This is a genomic window from Dysgonomonas sp. 37-18 (assembly GCF_001899125.1).
Classification (GTDB): Bacteria; Bacteroidota; Bacteroidia; order Bacteroidales; family Dysgonomonadaceae; genus Dysgonomonas.
In genome coordinates, this window is record NZ_MKVC01000003.1 from 1 (window position 1) to 21046 (window position 21046).

The 21046-nt window shown below is 36.9% G+C and carries 19 protein-coding genes and 1 tRNA gene; 5 read left to right on the forward strand and 15 right to left on the reverse strand.

The features are described 5' to 3' along the window. Positions 1-323: 323 nt before the first annotated feature. From BGO84_RS00165 to BGO84_RS00185, 5 genes are all read right to left on the reverse strand, one after another. A tRNA-Lys gene (locus BGO84_RS00165) sits at positions 324-396 on the reverse strand. Positions 397-563: 167 nt separating this feature from the next. After that, on the reverse strand, positions 564-1982 hold the full coding sequence (locus tag BGO84_RS00170) for a tetratricopeptide repeat protein (RefSeq protein WP_283685480.1): 1419 nt from the start codon (positions 1980-1982) through the stop codon (positions 564-566). A 70-nt stretch (positions 1983-2052) separates the two neighbouring features. Then, entirely contained in the window at positions 2053-3231 is a 1179-nt protein-coding gene (locus tag BGO84_RS00175) for a hypothetical protein (RefSeq protein ID WP_291026522.1), read from the reverse strand. A 156-nt stretch (positions 3232-3387) separates the two neighbouring features. Beyond that, entirely contained in the window at positions 3388-5082 is a 1695-nt protein-coding gene (locus BGO84_RS00180; RefSeq protein ID WP_291026524.1) for a glutamine--tRNA ligase/YqeY domain fusion protein, read from the reverse strand. 29 nt (positions 5083-5111) lie between these two features. Next, positions 5112-5366 (reverse strand): hypothetical protein, encoded by a 255-nt coding sequence (locus BGO84_RS00185; RefSeq protein WP_291026527.1) that lies wholly within the window; start codon positions 5364-5366, stop codon positions 5112-5114. Positions 5367-5642: 276 nt separating this feature from the next. Here BGO84_RS00185 and BGO84_RS00190 point away from each other — a divergent pair, with 276 nt between their 5' ends. Beyond that, entirely contained in the window at positions 5643-6704 is a 1062-nt protein-coding gene (locus tag BGO84_RS00190; protein WP_291026529.1) for an LD-carboxypeptidase, read from the forward strand. Between the two features lie 108 nt (positions 6705-6812). After that, positions 6813-7847, forward strand: a complete 1035-nt coding sequence (gene galE, locus BGO84_RS00195; protein WP_291026531.1) for a UDP-glucose 4-epimerase GalE — start codon at positions 6813-6815, stop codon at positions 7845-7847. A 79-nt stretch (positions 7848-7926) separates the two neighbouring features. On the opposite strand, the gene BGO84_RS00200 is transcribed toward galE, so the two are convergent. The 3 genes from BGO84_RS00200 to BGO84_RS00210 are packed head-to-tail and all read right to left on the reverse strand — an operon-like array spanning position 7927 to position 9913. Then, positions 7927-8202 (reverse strand): GNAT family N-acetyltransferase, encoded by a 276-nt coding sequence (locus BGO84_RS00200; protein WP_006841727.1) that lies wholly within the window; start codon positions 8200-8202, stop codon positions 7927-7929. A 46-nt stretch (positions 8203-8248) separates the two neighbouring features. Beyond that, positions 8249-8833 carry an LEA type 2 family protein gene (locus BGO84_RS00205; protein WP_006841726.1) on the reverse strand — a complete coding sequence of 195 codons (585 nt, stop codon included), beginning with the start codon at positions 8831-8833 and terminating at the stop codon, positions 8249-8251. A gap of 33 nt (positions 8834-8866) precedes the next feature. Next, positions 8867-9913: a DUF2027 domain-containing protein gene (locus tag BGO84_RS00210; protein ID WP_291026534.1), complete on the reverse strand. Its 1047-nt coding sequence runs from the start codon at positions 9911-9913 to the stop codon at positions 8867-8869. An 87-nt stretch (positions 9914-10000) separates the two neighbouring features. Between BGO84_RS00210 and BGO84_RS00215 the strand changes: the two genes are divergently transcribed. Together BGO84_RS00215 and mltG are read left to right on the forward strand one after the other, a co-directional pair. Further along, positions 10001-11224 (forward strand): S-adenosylmethionine:tRNA ribosyltransferase-isomerase, encoded by a 1224-nt coding sequence (locus tag BGO84_RS00215; RefSeq protein ID WP_291026536.1) that lies wholly within the window; start codon positions 10001-10003, stop codon positions 11222-11224. Positions 11225-11246: 22 nt separating this feature from the next. Continuing rightward, positions 11247-12260 carry an endolytic transglycosylase MltG gene (mltG, locus tag BGO84_RS00220; protein ID WP_291026537.1) on the forward strand — a complete coding sequence of 338 codons (1014 nt, stop codon included), beginning with the start codon at positions 11247-11249 and terminating at the stop codon, positions 12258-12260. A 7-nt stretch (positions 12261-12267) separates the two neighbouring features. Here mltG and BGO84_RS00225 read toward each other — a convergent pair whose 3' ends face one another. From BGO84_RS00225 to BGO84_RS00245, 5 genes are all read right to left on the reverse strand, one after another. After that, the gene (locus BGO84_RS00225; RefSeq protein WP_291026540.1) at positions 12268-13677 is read right to left on the reverse strand and encodes an undecaprenyl-phosphate glucose phosphotransferase; all 1410 of its coding nucleotides are present in this window, start codon (positions 13675-13677) and stop codon (positions 12268-12270) included. 49 nt (positions 13678-13726) lie between these two features. Then, positions 13727-14626, reverse strand: a complete 900-nt coding sequence (locus tag BGO84_RS00230; protein ID WP_291026543.1) for a CPBP family intramembrane glutamic endopeptidase — start codon at positions 14624-14626, stop codon at positions 13727-13729. Positions 14627-14630: 4 nt separating this feature from the next. Next, a complete protein-coding gene (locus tag BGO84_RS00235) occupies positions 14631-15488 on the reverse strand; it encodes an N-acetylmuramoyl-L-alanine amidase-like domain-containing protein (protein WP_291026546.1) in 858 nt (285 codons plus the stop codon). Between the two features lie 153 nt (positions 15489-15641). Then, positions 15642-16046, reverse strand: coding sequence for a DUF5856 family protein (locus tag BGO84_RS00240; protein ID WP_006841719.1), 405 nt, complete (start codon positions 16044-16046; stop codon positions 15642-15644). A gap of 290 nt (positions 16047-16336) precedes the next feature. Then, on the reverse strand, positions 16337-17293 hold the full coding sequence (locus BGO84_RS00245; RefSeq protein ID WP_291026547.1) for a tyrosine-protein phosphatase: 957 nt from the start codon (positions 17291-17293) through the stop codon (positions 16337-16339). Positions 17294-17521: 228 nt separating this feature from the next. On the opposite strand from BGO84_RS00245, the gene BGO84_RS00250 reads away from it, so the two are divergent. Continuing rightward, on the forward strand, positions 17522-18583 hold the full coding sequence (locus BGO84_RS00250; protein WP_135105451.1) for a tyrosine-protein phosphatase: 1062 nt from the start codon (positions 17522-17524) through the stop codon (positions 18581-18583). An 80-nt stretch (positions 18584-18663) separates the two neighbouring features. Here BGO84_RS00250 and BGO84_RS00255 read toward each other — a convergent pair whose 3' ends face one another. Both BGO84_RS00255 and BGO84_RS00260 read right to left on the reverse strand, forming a co-directional pair. After that, positions 18664-19971, reverse strand: a complete 1308-nt coding sequence (locus tag BGO84_RS00255; protein ID WP_291026549.1) for an alpha-L-fucosidase — start codon at positions 19969-19971, stop codon at positions 18664-18666. A 197-nt stretch (positions 19972-20168) separates the two neighbouring features. Then, positions 20169-21032 (reverse strand): AraC family transcriptional regulator, encoded by an 864-nt coding sequence (locus tag BGO84_RS00260; protein ID WP_135105449.1) that lies wholly within the window; start codon positions 21030-21032, stop codon positions 20169-20171. Positions 21033-21046 lie beyond the last annotated feature (14 nt).

Below are 21046 nucleotides of genomic sequence, written 5' to 3' on the forward strand. Positions count from 1 at the left end.
CTCATGGCGATAGGGGCTTCTCCGTTTGCTTTGATTTTATTCTTTTTGAGAAAGAATAAAACATGAAAGGATTTTTGTTTCATTTTACTACTTTTTTTGTGGTTAAAATTACGTTTAAACCATCAAGTAGTCATGATGTAAGTTGCTGACAAATAATGACTAATACTCAAAATCGTGGACCATTTTTCGCACGCTTGCTTGTCCACGATTTAGGCATGTATATACTGTCGTAAATTGCCCTTTTTTGCCTAGTTGGACAAAAGAAAAAACCTTGACTTTCTACTGAAAATCAAGGTTTTACTTCTTTTTGCATCATTTGCTAGTGATCCCGCTGGGGCTCGAACCCAGGACCCCATCATTAAAAGTGATGTGCTCTACCTGCTGAGCTACGGAATCTCCCTGTTGCTTTATCAAAGCGAGTGCAAAGGTAGTTGAAAATATTTATTTACCAAATAAATGGAATAAAAAATTCCCTACATTCCCTCAATTCGCTATTCTTTATCATTAGACTTAACAGATAATAATCTGAAAAATAATACACTATACACAATGATCGGAAAATGTTAATATTTCAAATTTTTGAATAGGGTTCTTGCCTCACGAGCTTTATTCAGATAAATTATCAAAGTATCTCTATCAAATAAGTTCGGATTTTGCGGAATATAGATAAGCTGAAACAACGAAAGAAGCTCCTTGTCGGTAAACTGATCCAATATTTCATTGAAATGCTCATTGTCATCCATCTCAAAATAGAGCAATGCCAATCGCTCTTTCACCGCCAGATTATTAGGATCAAGGTCTAACAGCTTTTCTGTATAATAAGCTGCTTTCTCATAATCTTCTTCCTTGATGCTAACCAGAGCCAGCCTATCGGTCAGATGAAAATTTTCGTTATCCTCAGTGTAGATATTTAGGTAGTATTCTCTTGCCTTATCATAATGCTCCTGCTTAAACTCAATCTCCCCTGCAATCATATTCAAGTCAAAAAAGTCAGGATTTGAAGCCAGTGCCTTCTTCACTATCTGTGAAGCCTTATTATATTCTTTCTGCTGTAGAAAAACGTATGCTTTTCTCGAAATAGATTCAGAAGTCTCTCCATTCAACTTTTCATATTCTTCCAGAGCCGACAAGGCCTCGTCAAACATATCAAGAGACTGATAACATTCTGCCAACAGGAAATATATAGAGATATCCCCTGAACTCGTTTGCAATAGTTCATTAAAAATCTCAATAGCCTCTTCTGCTCTTCCGGCCAATGACAAACAATGAGCTTTTAACTTGAGCACATTGTCATCCGAGTCGTTAATGGTAAGAGCAAAGTCAAATGCATCTATCGCCTTCTCAAACTCCTCTCTGAGAGAATATAGCTTCCCCAGATTAACCCAAGCCTCATACGTATACGGCTCAATATCCAGAATTTTATTTGTAGTCTCTATTGCTGCATCAAAATTATCGAGCATTTCGTACGAATAGGCCAGGTCAGACAATACATCTGTATTTTCGGGATTATGCTTCAGACTTTCCTCAAAGTAAGAAACAGCCTCTTTAAAACAGTCAGCCTCAACATGAAGAAATCCTAGCTCGGCGAAGATCGTTTCAGGATCTTCATCCTCTTCTTTCTCTAGCATTTCTTCGGTCAGCTTATATGCTTCCACATAAAGCTCGAGTTGGAGGTAACATTCTATTTTAAGGAGATAGAGATCAAAGTCATATTCAGATGACGACATATTTATGATCTCTAAAGCTTCCGCATATTTACCGTCGTAGACTGCAAACTTAGCCTTCTTCACCAGCAAAGAACTATTAGCCGGATGTATCGTCAGTCCGGCATCAACAATCCTCCTTGCTACATCTGTTTTCTCGAGAGAATCATAATATTCTGCCAGTTCGTCAAATTCGTCTGCATCAAGATAAATAGGCTTGCCCGACTCTACCGACTGCTCATATTTTGTTACAAGTATTGATATATCTTTTTTCGACATTATTATATTTAATCCATAAAAGGCTACAAAGGTAACTCTTTTTTAAATTGTTTCAGTGCAACTTGCAATATCAATCTTTAATCCACCTCGTTATAGTTAATGAATTTAAAACCAAAGCTTCTGCCATCGGGCTAATGTCCATATCTACAAAACGTACATTATATTTCAGTTCTCCATTTTCATCCGAGCTAGAAGCACCAAAATTGATCAATCGCTGCAATTTTCGAGCCGTTTTAAAGTCTTTCGCTATCACTGCTCCACCTAGAGCAAATTGGTTTGCAGGAATACTATACCCTAAAAGCACAGGACCTGAATCAATATCTCCGAGGCTTATCTCACTACTCCGATATCGCTCTTTAAAGAGTCTGAAAATCATGAATTCATTACTGAACGAATTCTTATAAGCATCGTATAACTCGACAGCAAATACAGGGTCAAATTGATATATAAACATGATACTCCACCCCAACATCGAACCTCGAGGCTCTTCACCAAATTCTCCGGTCAAAGGATTAACAGTAGAACATAATACCCTTGTTTTTTTATCTATATAATGAGCTTTAGCATATTGCACCCAATCTCTACACACAGAATCATATTCACTTCCAGTATTATGAGCATAAAGAGCCAATGAAGCTAAAGCAACCGTATTATCGGGTATCCATATTGCCGACGGGTAAGATTCAAGATTGAGAAATGGTGTCTTCCGATAGCGAAGGTAAAGGGATTTGGATATTTTATCGTTCAGATTATCAAATGTGGTATCATCAGAAAGCAATCGATAACAGCCAAGCATCAAGTTTAAATGTCCTAAATATAACACCGAGTAATCAGGAACAGAATCCAGCTCGGTAAAGTTTTCTGGTACGTTGTAAAAAGAGGTTATTTTATTATCCAGAACCTTTATTATACTTTCTTTTATCGTAGGTAGAACTCGTTCTTTGTATGTAGAATCTTTAACAGCCAAATTAGCAAAGGTATAAGTAGAATAAGAATATGAAAATAACATAAACTCACGACTTTCCCTCCCTAAAAGCATAACTTCAGAATTAGAGGCTAAAGGTTCTTTGATTACTCGTTCGAGATAATTTAATCGAAGATTCAGCTCCTTTTTATCGGGATAAGTATAGGTTTGAAATTGTATCGTGATTATCCAAACTATAAATCCGGACAACAGGAATAATAATATTTTATACTTTAAATTCATTCTGCGAATCATATCTACAACGCCTAAAAAAAATCCAATCATAACAAGAATCAGAAATACATCAGCTCCCTACTTATCACGCAAAAAGTGACACTTTTTACGATACTTCAAACTGTCACCTAAAAACAATTGCGTTCCATACGCCTGAAATATTTTCACAACGTAAAGAACGCAATACTATATAATAGATAAAATTAATTATTTATCTTTTGCCTTTGCCCAAGAATCTTTAAGAGACACAGTACGATTAAAAACCATATTCCCGGGAGTAGAATCTTTATCTACGCAGAAATAGCCTGTACGTTGAAACTGGAATTTATCCCCTTCCACCGCACTTTTGAGATAAGACTCCATCTTGCAGCCTTTAAGTACTTTTAATGAATCAGGGTTCAAAAGCTCCCTGAAATCTCTTCCATCATCAGCTGGATTTTCAACCATAAATAAGCGGTCGTATAAGCGCACCTCAGCATCGAAAGAATCTTGAACAGAAACCCAATGTATAGTTCCTTTCACCTTGCGTCCGCTTTCGGGCATACCGCTTTTTGTGAGCTCATCATACTCAGCATATACCTCTATCACATTTCCTGCTTCATCCTTTTTACAGCCTGTACATTTTACGATATAAGCATTTTTCAAACGCACTTCATTACCCGGCGTAAGACGGAAATATTTCTTAGGAGCATCTTCCATGAAATCGTCACGCTCTATATACAGTTCACGAGAGAACAAGATATCATGACTTCCCGAGTTTTCATCTTCAGGATTGTTCTGAGCCACCATCACTTCTGTCTTATCCTCAGGATAGTTTGTAATCACAAGCTTAACAGGGTCGAGAACAGCTGATACACGAGTCGTTTTTTTATTGAGGTCTTCTCGTATAGCAAACTCAAACAAGCCAATATCGTTAACACCATCATACTTCGTATAACCTATCTTATCCATTAAAATACGGATAGACTCAGGAGTATACCCTCTCCGGCGGAATCCCGTAATAGTAGGCATACGTGGGTCATCCCATCCGCTAAGAATACCTTCTTCTACCATCGCTCGCAAATTGCGCTTACTAAGCAAAGTATATGTAAATTGCAATTTATTGAATTCATATTGATGAGGGCGATAGCTGTCTGTTGCCAATTGATCTATAAACCAATCGTAAAGCGGACGATGAGGAACAAACTCAAGCGTACACAACGAGTGAGTCACACCTTCGAAATAATCGCATTGTCCATGTGTAAAATCGTACATTGGATAAGCCTTCCATTTAGTTCCGGTACGATGATGCGGACGATTGATAATACGATATATGATAGGGTCTCTGAAATGCATGTTCGAAGCAGCCATATCTATCTTAGCACGAAGCACCATACTTCCTTCTTCAAAAACACCTTCGTTCATCTTTTGGAATAGATCAAGGCTTTCTTCAATAGGGCGGTCACGGTATGGACTGGCAACTCCGGGTTCGGTAGGAGTTCCTTTTTGCTTCGCTATTTCTTCGGCCGATTGTTCGTCTATATAAGCTTTTCCTTCTTTTATCAATTGTACTGCAAAATCCCACAACTGAGGGAAATAATCGGATGCATAATATACATTCGCCCAGTCATATCCCAGCCAGTGTATATCGTCCATGATAGAATCTACATATTCCACTTCTTCTTTTACAGGATTGGTATCATCAAATCGAAGGTTACATACTCCTCCATACTGCTGTGCTATACCAAAGTCTATGCAGATAGCTTTTGCGTGCCCGATATGTAAATATCCATTCGGTTCGGGCGGAAAACGAGTCTGTACACGGCTGTCATTTTTACCTTCTTTCAGGTCATTCTCAACAATAGCCTCTATAAAATTAAGACTCTTCTTAGGTTCTTCCGTATTCAACGTATTTTCAGACATATAAGTATAGGATTTTATTTATTCCCAGATTAGTTTGCTTTTGTTTCTTCTGTAAGGTACTTGTAATATGCTTGCAGAAATTCCTCATTTTTATCCGTGCCCTTGTATTCAGATATAATTTCTTGAGCTTCCATATATAATTTTTCCGCTTTTTCTAAATCCAGTTCTTTTACATATTTCAAGGATTCTTTATTCAGTTCGGCCGCTTTTTTTGCGTCACTATCCAATGACGAACAGGAGACGAACATAAATAAAATAAAAATAAAAGACACAAAATGTTTCATTTCATAAAAAAATTAAGATACAAAGATATGTTTTTTTGGATTATGAGCTGTAAGTTGTGAGTTATAAGTTGAAGGTTATGCATTTTACACTTTCACATAGATTATTTTTTGAGGATTGAGTAATCGTTTAAATTTTAATCAATGAAGAATATGGAAATCCTTAAACGAAAACAGTGCCAATATTATATCTTTGTCTTAAGTTAGTCATTTGTCAGAACATTAACGAACATGATCTTACGGAAGATAAATGCTCCGGCAAAATCATAAACAAGAGATATGAATAGAAGAAGCTTTTTGAATGTAGGAATTGGTTTGTCTTTGGTTTCGCTGCTTCCCAACAAATTGGCAGCAAGAAACGAAGCATACAAAGCAACGAATAAAGTCATAAAACCCGCGAGATTAAACCTCGGCGATAAAATCGGGCTGATGGCTCCGGCTTGGCTGTTAAGCGAAAGTGGGTTGCAATCATCCATAGAGAATATAAGGCAACTTGGCTTTGAGCCGGTATATTCAGAAAAGATCCTCGACCAATATGGCTATTTTAGTGGAACGGACAAAGAAAGAGCCGAGGAATTTAACAATATGATTAAAAATCCTGAAATAAAAGGAATAATCTTTGCCGCCGGAGGATATGGTTGTGCCCGGATTCTTGATATGGTAGACTATAACCTGATCAAGAAAAACCCGAAGCTTATTATGGGATTTAGCGACGATACGGCCCTCATCAATTCGATATATAAAAAGACAGGATTGATAACATTTCATGGTCCTGTGGCTAAGCTACTGGATAACGATTATTCGAGAAAACAATTCAAAGATATTGCTGTCAATCCGACCGACAGATATACAATAGTAAGTGCACCGGAAGACCTCCTGAAAGCTGAAGAAGAGAAGATATATGAACGATATACAATAAATCACGGCAAGGCGAAAGGGGAACTAACAGGGGGCAATCTGACTCTCATCTGTTCTATGATAGGAACTCCTTATCAAATAGACTTAAAAAACAAAATCGTGATGATTGAAGACGTTGGAGAAGAACCATACAGAATTGATAGAATGCTGACCCAACTGATAGATACAGGAGAATTAACTAAAGCTGCCGGAATTGCAATCGGAGTTAACAAAGATTGTGACAAATCAGAAAAGTCAACCGCTCCAAATTCATTTACGCTCAGGGAAGTAATCGAGGATCGGATTAAACCATTAAATATTCCGGCAGTGCATGGATTATCATTTGGACACATCGATAATAACTTTACTTTTCCCATCGGAATAAAAGCAGAATTAGATGCAACGAATATGACAGTAAAACTACTCGAAAGATCTGTTATTTAATATACTCGTTCTTCTATTTTTATAAAAGTTTCGTTGAGATCAGAGAACTATATAGTTGCAAACAACATGTTTTTTGTATCTTTAAGGCTCAATTAAAAAACACTGAAAATGAAAGGAAAAATTCTTGTTACGGGTGGTGCCGGATATATTGGCTCTCATACTGTAGTAGAGTTACAAAACGCAGGCTATTCTGTCGTTATTATTGATGACTTATCTAATTCGACAGCAGATTCCATTGATGGCATTGAACGCATAACAGGCATACGCCCTATTTTTGAAAAACTGGACTGCAACGATATCGACGGATTGAGAAAATTGTTTACTACTCATTCGGATATCAATGGTATTATACACTTTGCTGCCAGTAAAGCAGTGGGCGAATCGGTTCAAAAGCCACTACTATACTATAGAAACAACCTGAATTCGTTGATCAATCTACTCGATCTGATGCCTGAATTTGGTATCAAAAACATTGTATTCTCATCTTCGTGCACCGTATACGGGGAGCCGGACAAGAATCCGATAGACGAAACAGCCCCTGTGAAGCCGGCGGAATCGCCTTATGGTAATACCAAACAAATAAATGAAGAAATAATAAAAGATGTAGTACGCTCAGGTGCTGATATAAAAAGCACAATACTGCGCTACTTCAACCCAATAGGTGCGCATCCATCGACAGAAATAGGAGAGCTTCCAAACGGAGTCCCTCAAAACCTTGTGCCTTATATCACTCAAACTGCAATAGGAGTACGTCAACAGTTAAGTGTATTTGGCGACGACTACGACACTCCTGACGGTTCATGCATTCGCGACTTTATCAATGTTGTAGATCTGGCAAAAGCGCACGTGATAGCAATAGATCGTATGACAGGAAAGAAATCACTAGAAAAAGTTGAAATATTCAATCTTGGCACAGGCGTCGGAGTTTCGGTTCTGCAACTTATCAAAGTATTTGAACAGGTATCGGGTGTAAAATTAAACTATAAAATAGTAGGTCGCCGAGAAGGTGATATAGAAAAGATATGGGCTGATCCAAAACGTGCAAATACCGTACTGGGATGGACTGCCAAAGAAAACATAGAAGACACAATAAAGTCTACGTGGAATTGGCAATTGAAGCTAAGGGAAAAAGGAATTATGTAATCGCTTCAATATACAATACAAAAAGCAGCTGATTAATCAGCTGCTTTTTTATTAATATCCTTTTTCATAAACATTTCCTCTACGCCAAAAGATCATTATATTCTTGATGTTTTTGTATATATACTTTTGTATAAGGGCATACAGGATGAACTTTCAGTCCGTTTTCGCGAACATAGTCTAACAGATATTTAGTCAGGGCTGCTGCAATACCCCTACCCTCCAACTCTTTTGGAACTTCGGTATGAGTCACCACATAAACTCCGTCATTCACTCTATAGTCCACAAGAGCGATCTTACCTTCTACTTCTGTCTCAAAACGATTTTTGAGTTCATTATGCTTAATATTATATTCCATATTCCCACTTGTTTGGTTACAAAGTATAAACAATCTATCCTTCTGTTTAGTTCCCTCCAAAATTGAATACCAAAGGTATATAGGATGGAGAAGTGATAGGAACATTACCAATAAGGAATGTTGGTTTGAGCTGAACAAAGACCTTAGATTCTTTATTTCCTATACCGATGAAATTTTTAGCAATGTTCACAACCGCATCTTTAGAGTTATTCTTCATCAGAGTTGCCAGATCTACCCCTATTGCAATAGGCAAGGTTTTGGTTTGTCCCGCTTCAACACTCAGTGCTTGATTCAGAGAGCCGGTAGTAAGCTGAATATCGTCAACACTTATTATGTACTGCAACCCATTCATCATAGCAGCAGACGTATTCGGATTTTTCACATCCAGGTTTAATGTAAAATTCAAAGGAATAGACGAGGCATTTCCACTCAAAATAGAGGTTACTTTTGGTATAGAAGTTACAGAGAGGCCATTCGATAAATTAATACCAGAAACAGTCAAACCCGAGATTGACTTATAGTTATACTCGCAGTTTATCATGTTATATGTACCCGACAAACTCTTTTGAACACTATCACAACTAATAAATATAGCCATGATGATAAGTAGTGATAAGATTTTCTTCTTCATTTTTTAGTCTGTAATTATTACATTTTCTCGAAATTACTTTATAGTGACCATCGTTGCTCCATAGCCGTATTCACGGAAGGAAGCATCTTGATAATATGCCGATTTATATTTTGAGCTTAGTTCTTTCAGTATAGCGTTCTTTAGTATGCCATCACCCTTACCGTGTATGAATACAATCTTCTGCCCTTTATTCCGCTTATTTTCATCCATGACCTCTTTGAATTTGTTGATTTGATATTCAAGAATATCAGAAGAAGACAGCCCCTCGGTATTATCGATTAATTCATCCGCATGTAAATCAATCTCAATAATTGCACTTTTTTCTTTCTTTACGATTGGCTGTATACGAGGACGTTGTGAGACTTCTTTCTCATGCATAGCAGAAGCTATTTCTTCGGGAGAAATAATGAATTCTTTTTCTGCCAAATCGCGACGAACAATAGAATACAGCATAGCATCATCTTCGAAATAGTCATTTTCTTTGAAGCTATGAAGCTTGTAAAACTTAACTGTATCAATACGAAGTTCAACAGAATATGCATTTTTTAAAGAATAGGGCTTCCCTTTTTTATACGCAAAAAACTGTAAACAGACCTTCTCTATATCATTCAACTCTGCTTTCTCAAACTCTTCGAGAAAGAGTTTCGTATTCGGCTCAATAACCCCTGTAACTCTACTAACCCATCCTGCTTCAGCCCTACCCATATAGTTGTACGACAAATAATAGTTGCTGTCATTGATAAGATAGCACTCAAAGTTTGTACTACTAAGACTCTTTATATCCACAGGCAGATAAGCAAGATTGACAGTCAACAGCTCTCCTTCTTTTGTCTCCTCGGGCTTATATTCCTCTTCTTGCTTTATCGTTGATGTTTGCTGCACAGACGTTTGCTGAGAAGATTTGGTCGATTGTCTCACCTGCATATCGTTTGCAGGCTCTATCAAGACTGTCTCACGGATAAGAACGGGAATATCAAACCCTTCCTCATCTTCTACCAACACAATATCTTTTCCCTGAAATCCCCGTACAACACCACCACCTGTAGTATTGAGGAAACGAACTTTATCTCCGATCTTCATAAATCTTAATTATTCTTTTTTAAGCTATTATTCAGCTTTTTTATTCACGCAAAGTTCCTTATTTTTGTCGGATAAAAAAAGTAATAAGTGGAAATATCCAGCCCTCAAAAAATACATATTCAAGATTATAATTATAATCTTCCGGATGACCGTATTGCCAAATATCCCCTGACTAAACGGGATAACTCAAAACTTCTTGTATATAAGAACGAGAAAATAACCGATACTGTTTTCAGTAATATAAATAATTTTCTGCCCGAAAATTGTCTTATGGTATTCAACAATACCAAAGTAATACAAGCAAGGCTTCATTTTCAGAAAACAACGGGAGCTCAGATAGAGATATTCTGCCTCGAACCTTGTATACCGAACGACTATCAGCTAAATTTTCAACAAACGGTAAAATGCTCATGGGTATGCTTGATCGGTAACCTCAAGAAGTGGAAAGAGGGAAGCCTTACCCGGCAAATAAATGTAAATGAGAAAGTTGTAAATTTAACGACTACCCGTACAAAATCTCATGGTGACACTCACGTTATAGACTTCGAGTGGGATAACCAAAATGTGACATTTTCGGAGCTGCTTGATGCCGTCGGAGAATTACCAATTCCACCATACTTAAACAGGGCAACGGAAGAACAAGACAAACAAACATATCAGACCGTATATTCTAAAATAGACGGATCTGTTGCCGCACCTACAGCAGGGCTTCATTTTACCCCCGAAGTCATGAAGTCATTGAAAGAGCAGGGCATGAAACTGGCGGAGGTTACTCTTCATGTGGGAGCCGGAACTTTTCGCCCGGTAAAATCGGATGAAATAGGAAATCATGTAATGCACTCTGAATTTATATCCGTACAAAAGAGTTTCATTGAAGAGCTAATAAGATTCGAAGGAAAAGTAATCGCAGTAGGCACAACATCCGTTCGCACACTAGAAAGCCTCTACTATATCGGAGTATCACTCGAAAACCAAAAGCAGTCACATTTGCACGTATCACAATGGATGCCTTACAATGATTCGAACAACAGGCTATCAAAAAAGGATGCATTAAAAAATATCTTAGCATATTTAGAGGCGAATTCACTAAGCACGCTGATTGCAGACACACAAATTATTATTGCACCCGGCTATGAGTTCAAAATAGTAGATGGCATAGTGACGAACTTCCATCAACCTCAAAGTACACTCCTGTTGTTAGTATCAGCATTTTTAGGCAACAATAATTGGAAAAATATATATGAACATGCTCTCTCCTCTGATTATCGTTTTCTAAGTTATGGGGACAGTTCTTTATTATTAAAAGATTAACATAAACTAAAGAATAAAATTTATGAAAAAGAAAAGTATATATATTATTCTGGCCATTCTTGTTATAGGTTTATTCTTTTATGGATACCGGATTTTTAGTACCGGATTCAATATAGATAAAACTGTATATCTATATATCGATGATGACAAAGATTATAATACATTGCACCAAGAGATAAAGGATAGTGCAAAAATAAAAAGCATTTCGAGCTTTGACATACTCGCTCTTTTATTAGATTACAAATCGAATATAAGAAGCGGACGCTATGCTGTAACGCCGGACATGAGTGTATATGATTTAATAAAAGACTTACGAAGTGGGCATCAAGCTCCGGTAAAACTCAAGTTTAATAATATACGGACAAAGGAAGATCTAGCTCAACGCATCTCAGAGCAGCTAATGATAAATAAAGAGACTTTACTTAACACACTAGAAGATTCTACTAAATGCAAAGAACTCGGATTTAATCCTCAAACTGTAGTGGCCATGTTTATACCCAACACGTACGAATATTACTGGGATGTAACCATCGATAATTTTCTACAGCGAATGAAGAAAGAATATGAAAAATTTTGGACTAACGATCGCTTAGAAAAGGCAAAAGAAATAGGGCTGACTCCTGTTGAGGTTTCTACGCTTGCTTCTATTGTGGAAGAAGAATGTACATATTCGGATGAATACCCTAAAGTTGCAGGTTTATATATGAATCGTTTACACATCGGTCAAGTATTGCAAGCAGACCCTACTGTGAAGTTTGCTGTTGGCGATTTTAGTCTACGCCGTATTTTAAACATACATACCGAAATTGATTCTCCATATAATACCTATAGAGTAAAAGGATTGCCTCCGGGGCCTATTCGTATTCCATCCATCAAAGGGATAGATGCTGTACTGAACTATACAAAACATGATTATCTGTACATGTGTGCAAAAGAAGACTTTTCAGGATATCATAATTTTGCGGCAAATTATCAGGAGCATTTAAGAAACAGGTCTTTATATATCAAGGCTTTAGATGCTAGAGGAATCAAATAATGAATGATCAGAAAGCATTCTGGTCTCCTTTAAAGACGTTTGCAATGGTCAGATAAATGATTTTCAGATCGAGGAAGAATGTCCAATTTTCGAGATACCAAACATCTCTAACCACACGACCTTCCATTTCCTCAACAGTCCTGGTTTCGCCTCTATATCCTGTAACTTGTGCCCATCCTGTAATACCGGGCTTCACCAAATGGCGTACCATAAATTTATCGATAATAGAAGAGTAAAGCTCCGTATGCTTAAGCATGTGTGGGCGTGGCCCTACAACTGACATATCATTTTTTAGGACATTGATAAATTGAGGAAATTCATCTATACTTGTTTTCCGCATGAAAGCGCCTATTTTTGTCACGCGCGGATCTCCTGAAGTAGCTTGTAGTTTGTCAGCTTCCTTATTCGGGCGCATAGACCTGAATTTATAACAGTTGAATACTCTACCTCCCTTTCCTGTTCTTTTCTGCTTAAAAAAGACCGGCCCCTTCGATGTTGCCTTGATTATTGTGCCAAATATGATATAGACAATAGGAAATATTGTAAGAAGAACAAATACAGAAAGAATAAGATCAAAAGACCGTTTTACCAATCTATTAGAAAAATGCTGCAAAGGCTCGTTTCTAAGACTAAGAATTGGAGTAGACTCTAAGAACGTTAGAGCAAAACGCCGCTTTATATATTTATGAAACTCAGGAACTAAATGGAAACGAATCATATTCTTTTCAGAATAAGTAATTAGATCCACTATCGTCTCTTCCTTGTTATTAGGTAAGGTACAGAAGATTTCATCAATCTTCACCTGCTGAACATATGCCCTAACTTCAGACACCTTTCCTAAATAATTTGGCAATACATCTTTCTTATCCGGGTTATCGTCAAAGAAACCCATTACTTTATATCCAAAGTCACTGAACAATAGTGATTCATGTATTTTTATCCCATTCGTACCACCTCCGATTATAACAACCTGCCTATAATTGTAACCTTTTCTACGATAATACTTTAGGGCTATTCTGAAAATAATATGCCAAATAATAAACGATGTAGCGAGGATAAAGAAGCCGATAATCCATGGAATAACAGGGATAGCAACTACGTTGAATACAGAAAATCCGGTAGTAACCAAAAATGCATATAGCGCAATAAATATAGTAGATTTCTGCGCAATATTATCTAAATATATAACATTGGTTGCAATCTGAACATTTACAAAGGAAGCTACAAAAAAATAGCATAGGTTTATAAGCAAAAAAGCTATCATGAACTCTTCGGAATACACAGTCGTCATATGTATTGGCTCATGGTAGATATAAAATGCTGTTAAAAAAAATATGTTGATAAGAAGTAAATCGCCAATGCGAATTATCCAATCAATCATAAATCCATATCCGTCTTTTCCTTCTGTTACATTCATAGCACTATACAAATATAAAGATGCAAATATAACTATTTGTCACTAAAACTTAACGTAATTCCGCATTTTCAGGTGTCTTATATCGCTTCTTGTACATAAATATTATAAGGATAACAGTAAAAATAAGGCTAAGTATCGTAATCCACATATTTTTATCCAAAGAGTAAATACTCAAATCTTCGTATTGAGGTGTTCCATAATATACAAATGCGAGTACAACTCCTATTACATTATTTACAGTATGTACAACAACCGGAACCCAGATTGTCCCTGACCAAACAAACATATAGCCTAGAACAGCTCCGAGTAATACACGAGGTATAAATCCATAAAACTGAAAATGCATTGCACTAAAAACGATGGCAGCTATCCAAACGGCAAAATGTTGATTCTTTACTATTTTTTGTATGATTTGCTGCAAACACCCTCTAAAAAAGAGCTCTTCACCGAGCCCGGCAACCACTGCAATAATTAATAAATTTAGGATAAGCCCGACCATTGATTTATCAAGGAATAAAAGACCTGTCGTTTTTTCTGCGGCCAACTCATTCTCTTTCATCCAAGCCTGAATAGCAAACATCGATTCGGGTAATACGATCTGCTGATTATAGTATCCAATAAAATTGATAAGAGGCTGTATTACGACTATTAAACAAATTCCAAACAGTAGAAAAGTAACATTGTAAGATTCATCTATTTTCAGATATTCTTTAGTATTGCTCTGTGATAAAAAAGCAAATACCAGCGAAGGTATGATAAAGAAAAATGCAGCCTGGACAGTCAATGCCATCCTTGTGATCTTTACAGATTGGTTCAATTCGCCCAAGTGTCCACTAAGAGAAATTATTAAAGTTGTAAATATTAGCCCTGAGAAAGCTAAGAAAATAAAAAAGAAAAGTTGGGCCCAACCGCCCATTCCGTATAATAAGCCTTTGTTATTTTGCTCCATTTTATTAATTATTGATCCTGAGTATACTTATTCCTGAACAGCTTTTTGAGTCGACACAATACTCAACCAAAGTCTTCTTCTCTATCACAACCTGCCTCTGCTTACTCGACGCATGTATAAAGTGAAGTTCTCCGTTTTGCCAATATGCAATACCTATATGAGAATAGTCAAGACCTTGAAGTGAGGTCGCAAATACAACAATATCACCACTCTCTATTTTTTCTTTATTTTTAGATATAGATTCAACAGGAATGATTCTATAATTATCCCTGTTATTCACTGTTCTTTCTATTTCTTTCATTTTCGAGACATTTGCCTCATTATCTTTCAGGTGCTTATACGACTGAGGATGTCCCGACATAAAACTCAGCGGATGATTTATAATTTTACCTCCGATATCTGTACTGATATTTCTCAATAGATTGTTTCTTTCATTTTCATATATCCAATCACTTGTATAATGAAGACGAGAGGTATAGCCCTTAATTTCTCCGCCACGATAACGCATATTGATTAAACAAGAACAGTAGTTTTCGAAAGAACTATCTCCTGATTTTATGACACGTGTGAGAGCAATACAATTTTCGACAAAAGTTGTACAATCCAGCTCTCTAAGATTTATAATGAGAGTTTCATTGCCTGAAGCCTCCAGAGTAGATGCAACATAAGGCTTGCCAAGAAAAAACTTAGCAGTTTTTACCAATAACTGATTAAAGGGAAGGTCTTTCTGTGGTTTAAATTGCTCAATGTAGCGAACAAAAGTCAAAGAGTCTTCTTTCTGATATATTACACCATTTTCTCCCTTCATTTGAAAAGGAAGTATGATTAAAAGACACAAAGCAAAAAATCTATAGAATTTCATAACCTATCATTTAATACTTAGGTATAGTTTTTACCTATTTGCAAATATATGAAATTAAAGATGTTCGTTTTCTCTTTTAAATGAAAAAACGGAAGTCTATTATTCTAGACTCCCGTTTTCAATATTATTATCATTGCGGAAACTATTGATCAATTATTGGAGGCGTTTTAGACGATAAAGCAATTGCTGTATAGCTTCTTGATAGTCATCTATAATTGCTTGTGTAAAAGCTTCTGCAAACAACTCTCTCTGAGATTCAGTATATTTGAAGAACTCCTCGGCATGTTTTACTATGTCTGCAGGATTAGCTGTTTCAGGAATTACAATATCCAAATCGCCCTTTACTGCATAAGATGTTTCTACAAGACGATCTGTAACGTCAAGAAGGTCTTCCAAGGCTTGGTCTAATGCAATGTGTTGCGCATAGCTGCCCTTGCCTGTAACGTGCCAATGATAAAGTTTTAAACTATTGTTGAAAGAAAACATCTTTCCAACAAATTTTGCAATATCAGCATTTACTGATACATTCTTTTTTTCTTTTAATGTTGAAGTACTCATGATGATAAAATTTATTTATTAATATTGTTTTTATATAGACAAATATAATGATAAAAAGAGAGAATTCCAAATATATACAATTGAATATCTAGATACTGACATAGACGCTACCTATGATCGTCCTCTCAATACAAGTAATGCATTGCATATTATAAAACGATATAATGCAACTCTTTGTTTATTCTATTAAGCCTATTATGGTGCTGAATGTTTAAAAAAACATAATTCAGGAAGATATTGATATATTACCCCTAGAGTGGATGTGATTTTATATCAAATGTTGAAGAATGTTAGTCTAGGTAAAGTCGTCTCATCTTTATGAGATCTACCTTCAACTCCTTAGTAAGGAAATTCATGATAGTCCCATAATCTCGTTTTATCTGGTTAATACCTGCTTGCAAAAACATACGCTTGGCAGTAAAAATAGGTTCTGCCCGTGGATACTTAGCAATGAATGCATCATATTTATCACTCAGGTATATTTTAGAAGAAAGGTAATCTTGCATAATAGTTTCTTCATCAACTCCCAATGCGTATAGAACAAGAGCTGCTGCCATCCCTGCCCTATCCTTACCTGCAGAACAATGAAAGACTAATGGAGCACTCAGATTATTTTGTATAATGGCAAAGAAGATGCGATAAGCTCGCACACATGCCGGGTCGCTTACTAGCAGACGGTTCATGTGTTTCATGTGGCTATCTATATTCGTTTTCAGAAGATTCGCTTGTATTCCCTCACTACTGAGGTTACCCGGAGTAATGGCAATGGGATACGTAAATTGTACTGTCGAAGGTAAATTATCTCGATAACGTTTGGTTTCAGCTTGTGCCCTAAAGTCTACAACGGATATTATAGGAATACTTGCCAAATAAGCGACATCGCCCTCAGTCAGGCTGGACAACTCATCTGCTCGAAACAATTTACCCCATTTAGTATATCTACCGTCTTTGGTCTTGAAGCCACCTAAGTCGCGAAAATTATAGCACCCTTCCATTGGGAGATGGCGTTCAGACATATTTAGAATTTCGCCATTGTTATGCAGCTCAAAATAGATACGAATGGATGCGCTCACATTCAAAGGATATATCCCACTACCATTACCGATAAGTATTGGCTCTTTATGGTTTATACTATCGAATGAATCGCCGGCGTATAAGGACCAATTACCTTCAGTTTCGAGTTTGAAACTTGCGGCTTTAGTATACTTATCACGTATTATTTGCGCCTTTAATATAGCCGTATCCATTGATTCCTTAAAGTTTCATTTCTTGATAATGATAGCAAATGCTAAAGAGGATTTTTATAAAACCATGACAAATATACAGAATTAGTTGAAATATTGCTAACTGGCCCATTAAAACAGAGAATATGTAAAAAAAGATAAATGTTTACAAAAAAGACACAAAGTATTGATAAGGATTTACAACTAATGTATCTTTGTTGAAATACAACAGTGTGATAAATAGTTATTTTCATGAAGATTAAGCTAATAAGTTCGTTAATAAGCATACTATTTTTATACAACTGCTCCCCTAACCCAACTACGGTGACAGTAATGTGTGAACAGGATCGTAAAGGAAATTACATCCTGAAATGGGAATTGTATCCCGAAGTAGACAACACACCTGTTGAAATATTCGTTTCGGATAATGACAGTTCTTTTCCTTCAAATGCAAAACTGATAACCAACTCGAATGACTACATTGCCGTTATAAAGAATGAATCGGACACTGTTGAAAAACGAAAATATTTCCGCATAAAGGTCGCAGGCGTACTTTCTGAGGTTGTTACAAACCGATTCTTTGAAATGGATAGTATCCAAAACTTCAGAGACATTGGCGGATACATCACAAACGACAACAAACGTGTGCGATGGGGTAAGATATTCCGTTCGGGAAACTTTTTCCGCATGACAACTCATGACAGTTTAGAAATGAGTAGCCTAGGAATAAAAACGGTCATCGACCTCAGGTCGGAGGATATAATGAAGAAAAATATAGAAAGATATACAGCCTTCAAAAACATCCGTATTCCTATTGCTTATAATGGATACAACTCTATATCACAAAAAGTGATGGATGGCCGATTCCTTCGTGGTGATGCTATTATATATACACAGGATACATACAAGGATATGATCAATAATTTTGCCAGTCAGTATGCAGAATTCTTCGACTACTTGTGCGACGAAAACAATTACCCGATCGCTTTTCATTGCTACTTAGGCAAAGACCAGTCGGGGCTGGCTACATTCTTCCTGCTCAGAGCACTCGATGTACCTATGGATATAATAGAAGACGACTATATGGCTTCAGATATGGTGATCGACCGCACAAAGCTGGTAAGGAATGCTGATAGCCTTTCAGAGTCGCGGCAAGAAGCTTTCACAATGCTTTCACGAACAGATTTAGCATATCTGAAATATGGTATCTCCTGCATCAGAGAGAAACGGGGATCGGTAGAAGACTACATGCTCCATGAATTGAAGCTGACTCCCGAAAAGAGGAAAAAGCTGAAAGCGATATTACTGCACTAAACGAAACAATAGACTTATATAAAACGAGACTTGGATGCAACGACAAATCCAAGTCTCGTTTTTGTATTTGCTATAGCGTGTTATTTTACCTCTACTTCTATAATCGAACTTATATCATCCAGCTTTCCATCGATTGTAAATGTCACATCTCCGGTCTTTTTATCTCTATTCCAAACAAGCTCGGAGTCTACATTCAGCCATTTCGCCGACTTTATGTTAGCAATGTTTAATGTAACGGACGGAGTATCTTTCTCCAGGATGTGAATATAATAGGTCTTGCCCTTATTGGTTATTGCTCCCCACGATTGAGGAAGAGTAAAGCCTTGCTTTGTACCATATATAGTATATCCATACTTATCCATCCATTCTCCCATTTGCTGAAGCCTTTCTACACATTCCGTCTGAATCTTTCCATTCGGCATTGGGCCTACATTCAACAAAAGGTTTGCGCCTGTCCCGGCTGTACGGATAAGCAAATGCAAAAGTTCTTTTGTCGATTTATATTTATCATCAGTAATATCAAATCCCCAAGATCCATTTATGGTCTGACATGTTTCCAACGGAAGTTTAGACACCTCTTGTCCACTCAGCCCTCCTTTATTTTCGCCCGGCACATCACGTTCAAATATCTGATAGCTCTCACCTTCAAAAGGAGGTAAGTGATGATTGTTTGCTATCAAACATTCAGGTTGTAGGCGATGGATCAGTTCATATATTTCAGGATAGTGCCAATCAACATAAGTAGACTGATCTGTTCTATTCTCATGTTCTGTCTGATCCCAATGACCATCAAACCAGATACCGGCTATTGGTCCATAATTGGTTAACAACTCAGTCAACTGCGCTTTCATAAAATTAATATAGCTGTTCCAATCACTTTTTTCTGTACGTCCCGATCCTTTTCCTGTACGTCCTGTTTCATACTGATAGTCGGAACGCATCCAATCCAGAATCGAATAATACAATACAAGTTTCATGTCTTGTTTATGACATTCATCAGCTAGCTGCCTAACAATATCCTTGCCATAAGGGGTATTCATTATATTCCAATCCGATTGCTTAGTATCCCAATTACTGAAACTATCATGATGACGCGAGGTAAACGCAATATATTTCATCCCTGCGCTTTTAGCTATCCGAACCCACTCTGCCGCACTAAATTCCTGCGGATTAAAGAAATCTTGGAGTCGCTTATATTCATTCGTTTTTATCGGGCGGTTGTTCATCACCCATTCGCCATCACCCAGCACGCTATAAGGTCCAAAATGGACGAACATACCAAAGCGGGCATCTTCAAACCACTTAACATCGGGTTTTACGGCTTTCGATTGTGCCGACAAATTTGCCATAACGAATATTAAAGCAAACAATAAAAAATACTTCTTCATTTTGTTTTTATTTTAGACATTAAGGTCAATTCTCAATTTAATTAATATGAGCTTTTTATATACCTGAGGTAGATACAAAAATAAACAATTAGAGTGTCACCCACTTCTACTTTTCCGATAAACCAATAGTACAAATTCGATATTATCTATCACCTATATTTCTCAACATAGTATAAAAACGATCGGCAAGCGTTTGATTATAAATTGTTATATGTCTCTCTGTATTCGCTGGGAGTCTTTCCTATATGATGTTTAAAAACCCTGTTGAAATAAGAGATATTATCCAAAGACAGCTCCATTGCCACATCCCTTATTGGCATATCGGTAGTAAGCAGAAGTAGTTGAGCCTTTTCTATCTTTTTCATGTTCACATATCTGAGGGGTGTGCAGTTCATTTCTTTCTTAAATACCCGAATCAAATGATCTTCGGAAACACAAGCTACATTTGCAAGCTCGGCCAATGTAATGTCCTTCCCTGTATTTTCATGTATATACCTGAGTGTATTGCTTATGCGCACATCTTTATTATCCGATTTAGTTTTAGCTAATGTGAAAAATCTGGATATAAGCTGATACAAAATTCCTTGCGTTTCATATCTCGAGTGTATCGACATCTTGCTGTTATCTGCCACATACTGATCAAATGTACGAGGGTTATCATACAGTTTGGGATCATAATGCCTCAAATGCCTTCCCGGATTGATTTCAAGCAATCGCTTGTTGAGCATTAAGCCTAATGAGTCGGATTTAACTTCTATCGGAAAATCGTATTGATCGAATATCGATTCCTTTCTCACCGTTTCTTCATAAAAGTGAATATAGTAAAGCGAAAAGAAGCTATCGCACTCATTGTCGTGCATTGTAAACGGAGGAACAAGATATAGATGATCCGGTTTCAGAGAAAATGGCTCTCCGTTGATGTATGTGATCGCTTTGCCGCCGGTTACATAATATATACGGGCAAAAGGACTATACACTGACTTCCAGTTCCAGTTTGCATTTAGTTCCGAATAACCGACATTCAGCAATATAAATTTAGGTCTTTCTGCGGTTTTAGACATACAGGTTGTCGTTT

Coding starts and splice junctions, on each gene's coding strand:
- BGO84_RS00235 (WP_291026546.1), bottom strand. CDS start 15,488: ATGAAATTCTATAGATTTTTTGCTTTGTGTCTTTTAATCATACTTCCT.
- BGO84_RS00225 (WP_291026540.1), bottom strand. CDS start 13,677: ATGAATGTAACAGAAGGAAAAGACGGATATGGATTTATGATTGATTGG.
- galE (WP_291026531.1), top strand. CDS start 6,813: ATGAAAGGAAAAATTCTTGTTACGGGTGGTGCCGGATATATTGGCTCT.
- BGO84_RS00250 (WP_135105451.1), top strand. CDS start 17,522: ATGAAGATTAAGCTAATAAGTTCGTTAATAAGCATACTATTTTTATAC.
- BGO84_RS00200 (WP_006841727.1), bottom strand. CDS start 8,202: ATGGAATATAATATTAAGCATAATGAACTCAAAAATCGTTTTGAGACA.
- BGO84_RS00190 (WP_291026529.1), top strand. CDS start 5,643: ATGAATAGAAGAAGCTTTTTGAATGTAGGAATTGGTTTGTCTTTGGTT.
- BGO84_RS00245 (WP_291026547.1), bottom strand. CDS start 17,293: ATGGATACGGCTATATTAAAGGCGCAAATAATACGTGATAAGTATACT.
- BGO84_RS00185 (WP_291026527.1), bottom strand. CDS start 5,366: ATGAAACATTTTGTGTCTTTTATTTTTATTTTATTTATGTTCGTCTCC.
- BGO84_RS00240 (WP_006841719.1), bottom strand. CDS start 16,046: ATGAGTACTTCAACATTAAAAGAAAAAAAGAATGTATCAGTAAATGCT.
- BGO84_RS00180 (WP_291026524.1), bottom strand. CDS start 5,082: ATGTCTGAAAATACGTTGAATACGGAAGAACCTAAGAAGAGTCTTAAT.
- BGO84_RS00205 (WP_006841726.1), bottom strand. CDS start 8,833: ATGAAGAAGAAAATCTTATCACTACTTATCATCATGGCTATATTTATT.
- BGO84_RS00175 (WP_291026522.1), bottom strand. CDS start 3,231: ATGATTGGATTTTTTTTAGGCGTTGTAGATATGATTCGCAGAATGAAT.
- BGO84_RS00230 (WP_291026543.1), bottom strand. CDS start 14,626: ATGGAGCAAAATAACAAAGGCTTATTATACGGAATGGGCGGTTGGGCC.
- BGO84_RS00260 (WP_135105449.1), bottom strand. CDS start 21,032: ATGTCTAAAACCGCAGAAAGACCTAAATTTATATTGCTGAATGTCGGT.
- mltG (WP_291026537.1), top strand. CDS start 11,247: ATGAAAAAGAAAAGTATATATATTATTCTGGCCATTCTTGTTATAGGT.
- BGO84_RS00210 (WP_291026534.1), bottom strand. CDS start 9,913: ATGAAGATCGGAGATAAAGTTCGTTTCCTCAATACTACAGGTGGTGGT.
- BGO84_RS00255 (WP_291026549.1), bottom strand. CDS start 19,971: ATGAAGAAGTATTTTTTATTGTTTGCTTTAATATTCGTTATGGCAAAT.
- BGO84_RS00170 (WP_283685480.1), bottom strand. CDS start 1,982: ATGTCGAAAAAAGATATATCAATACTTGTAACAAAATATGAGCAGTCG.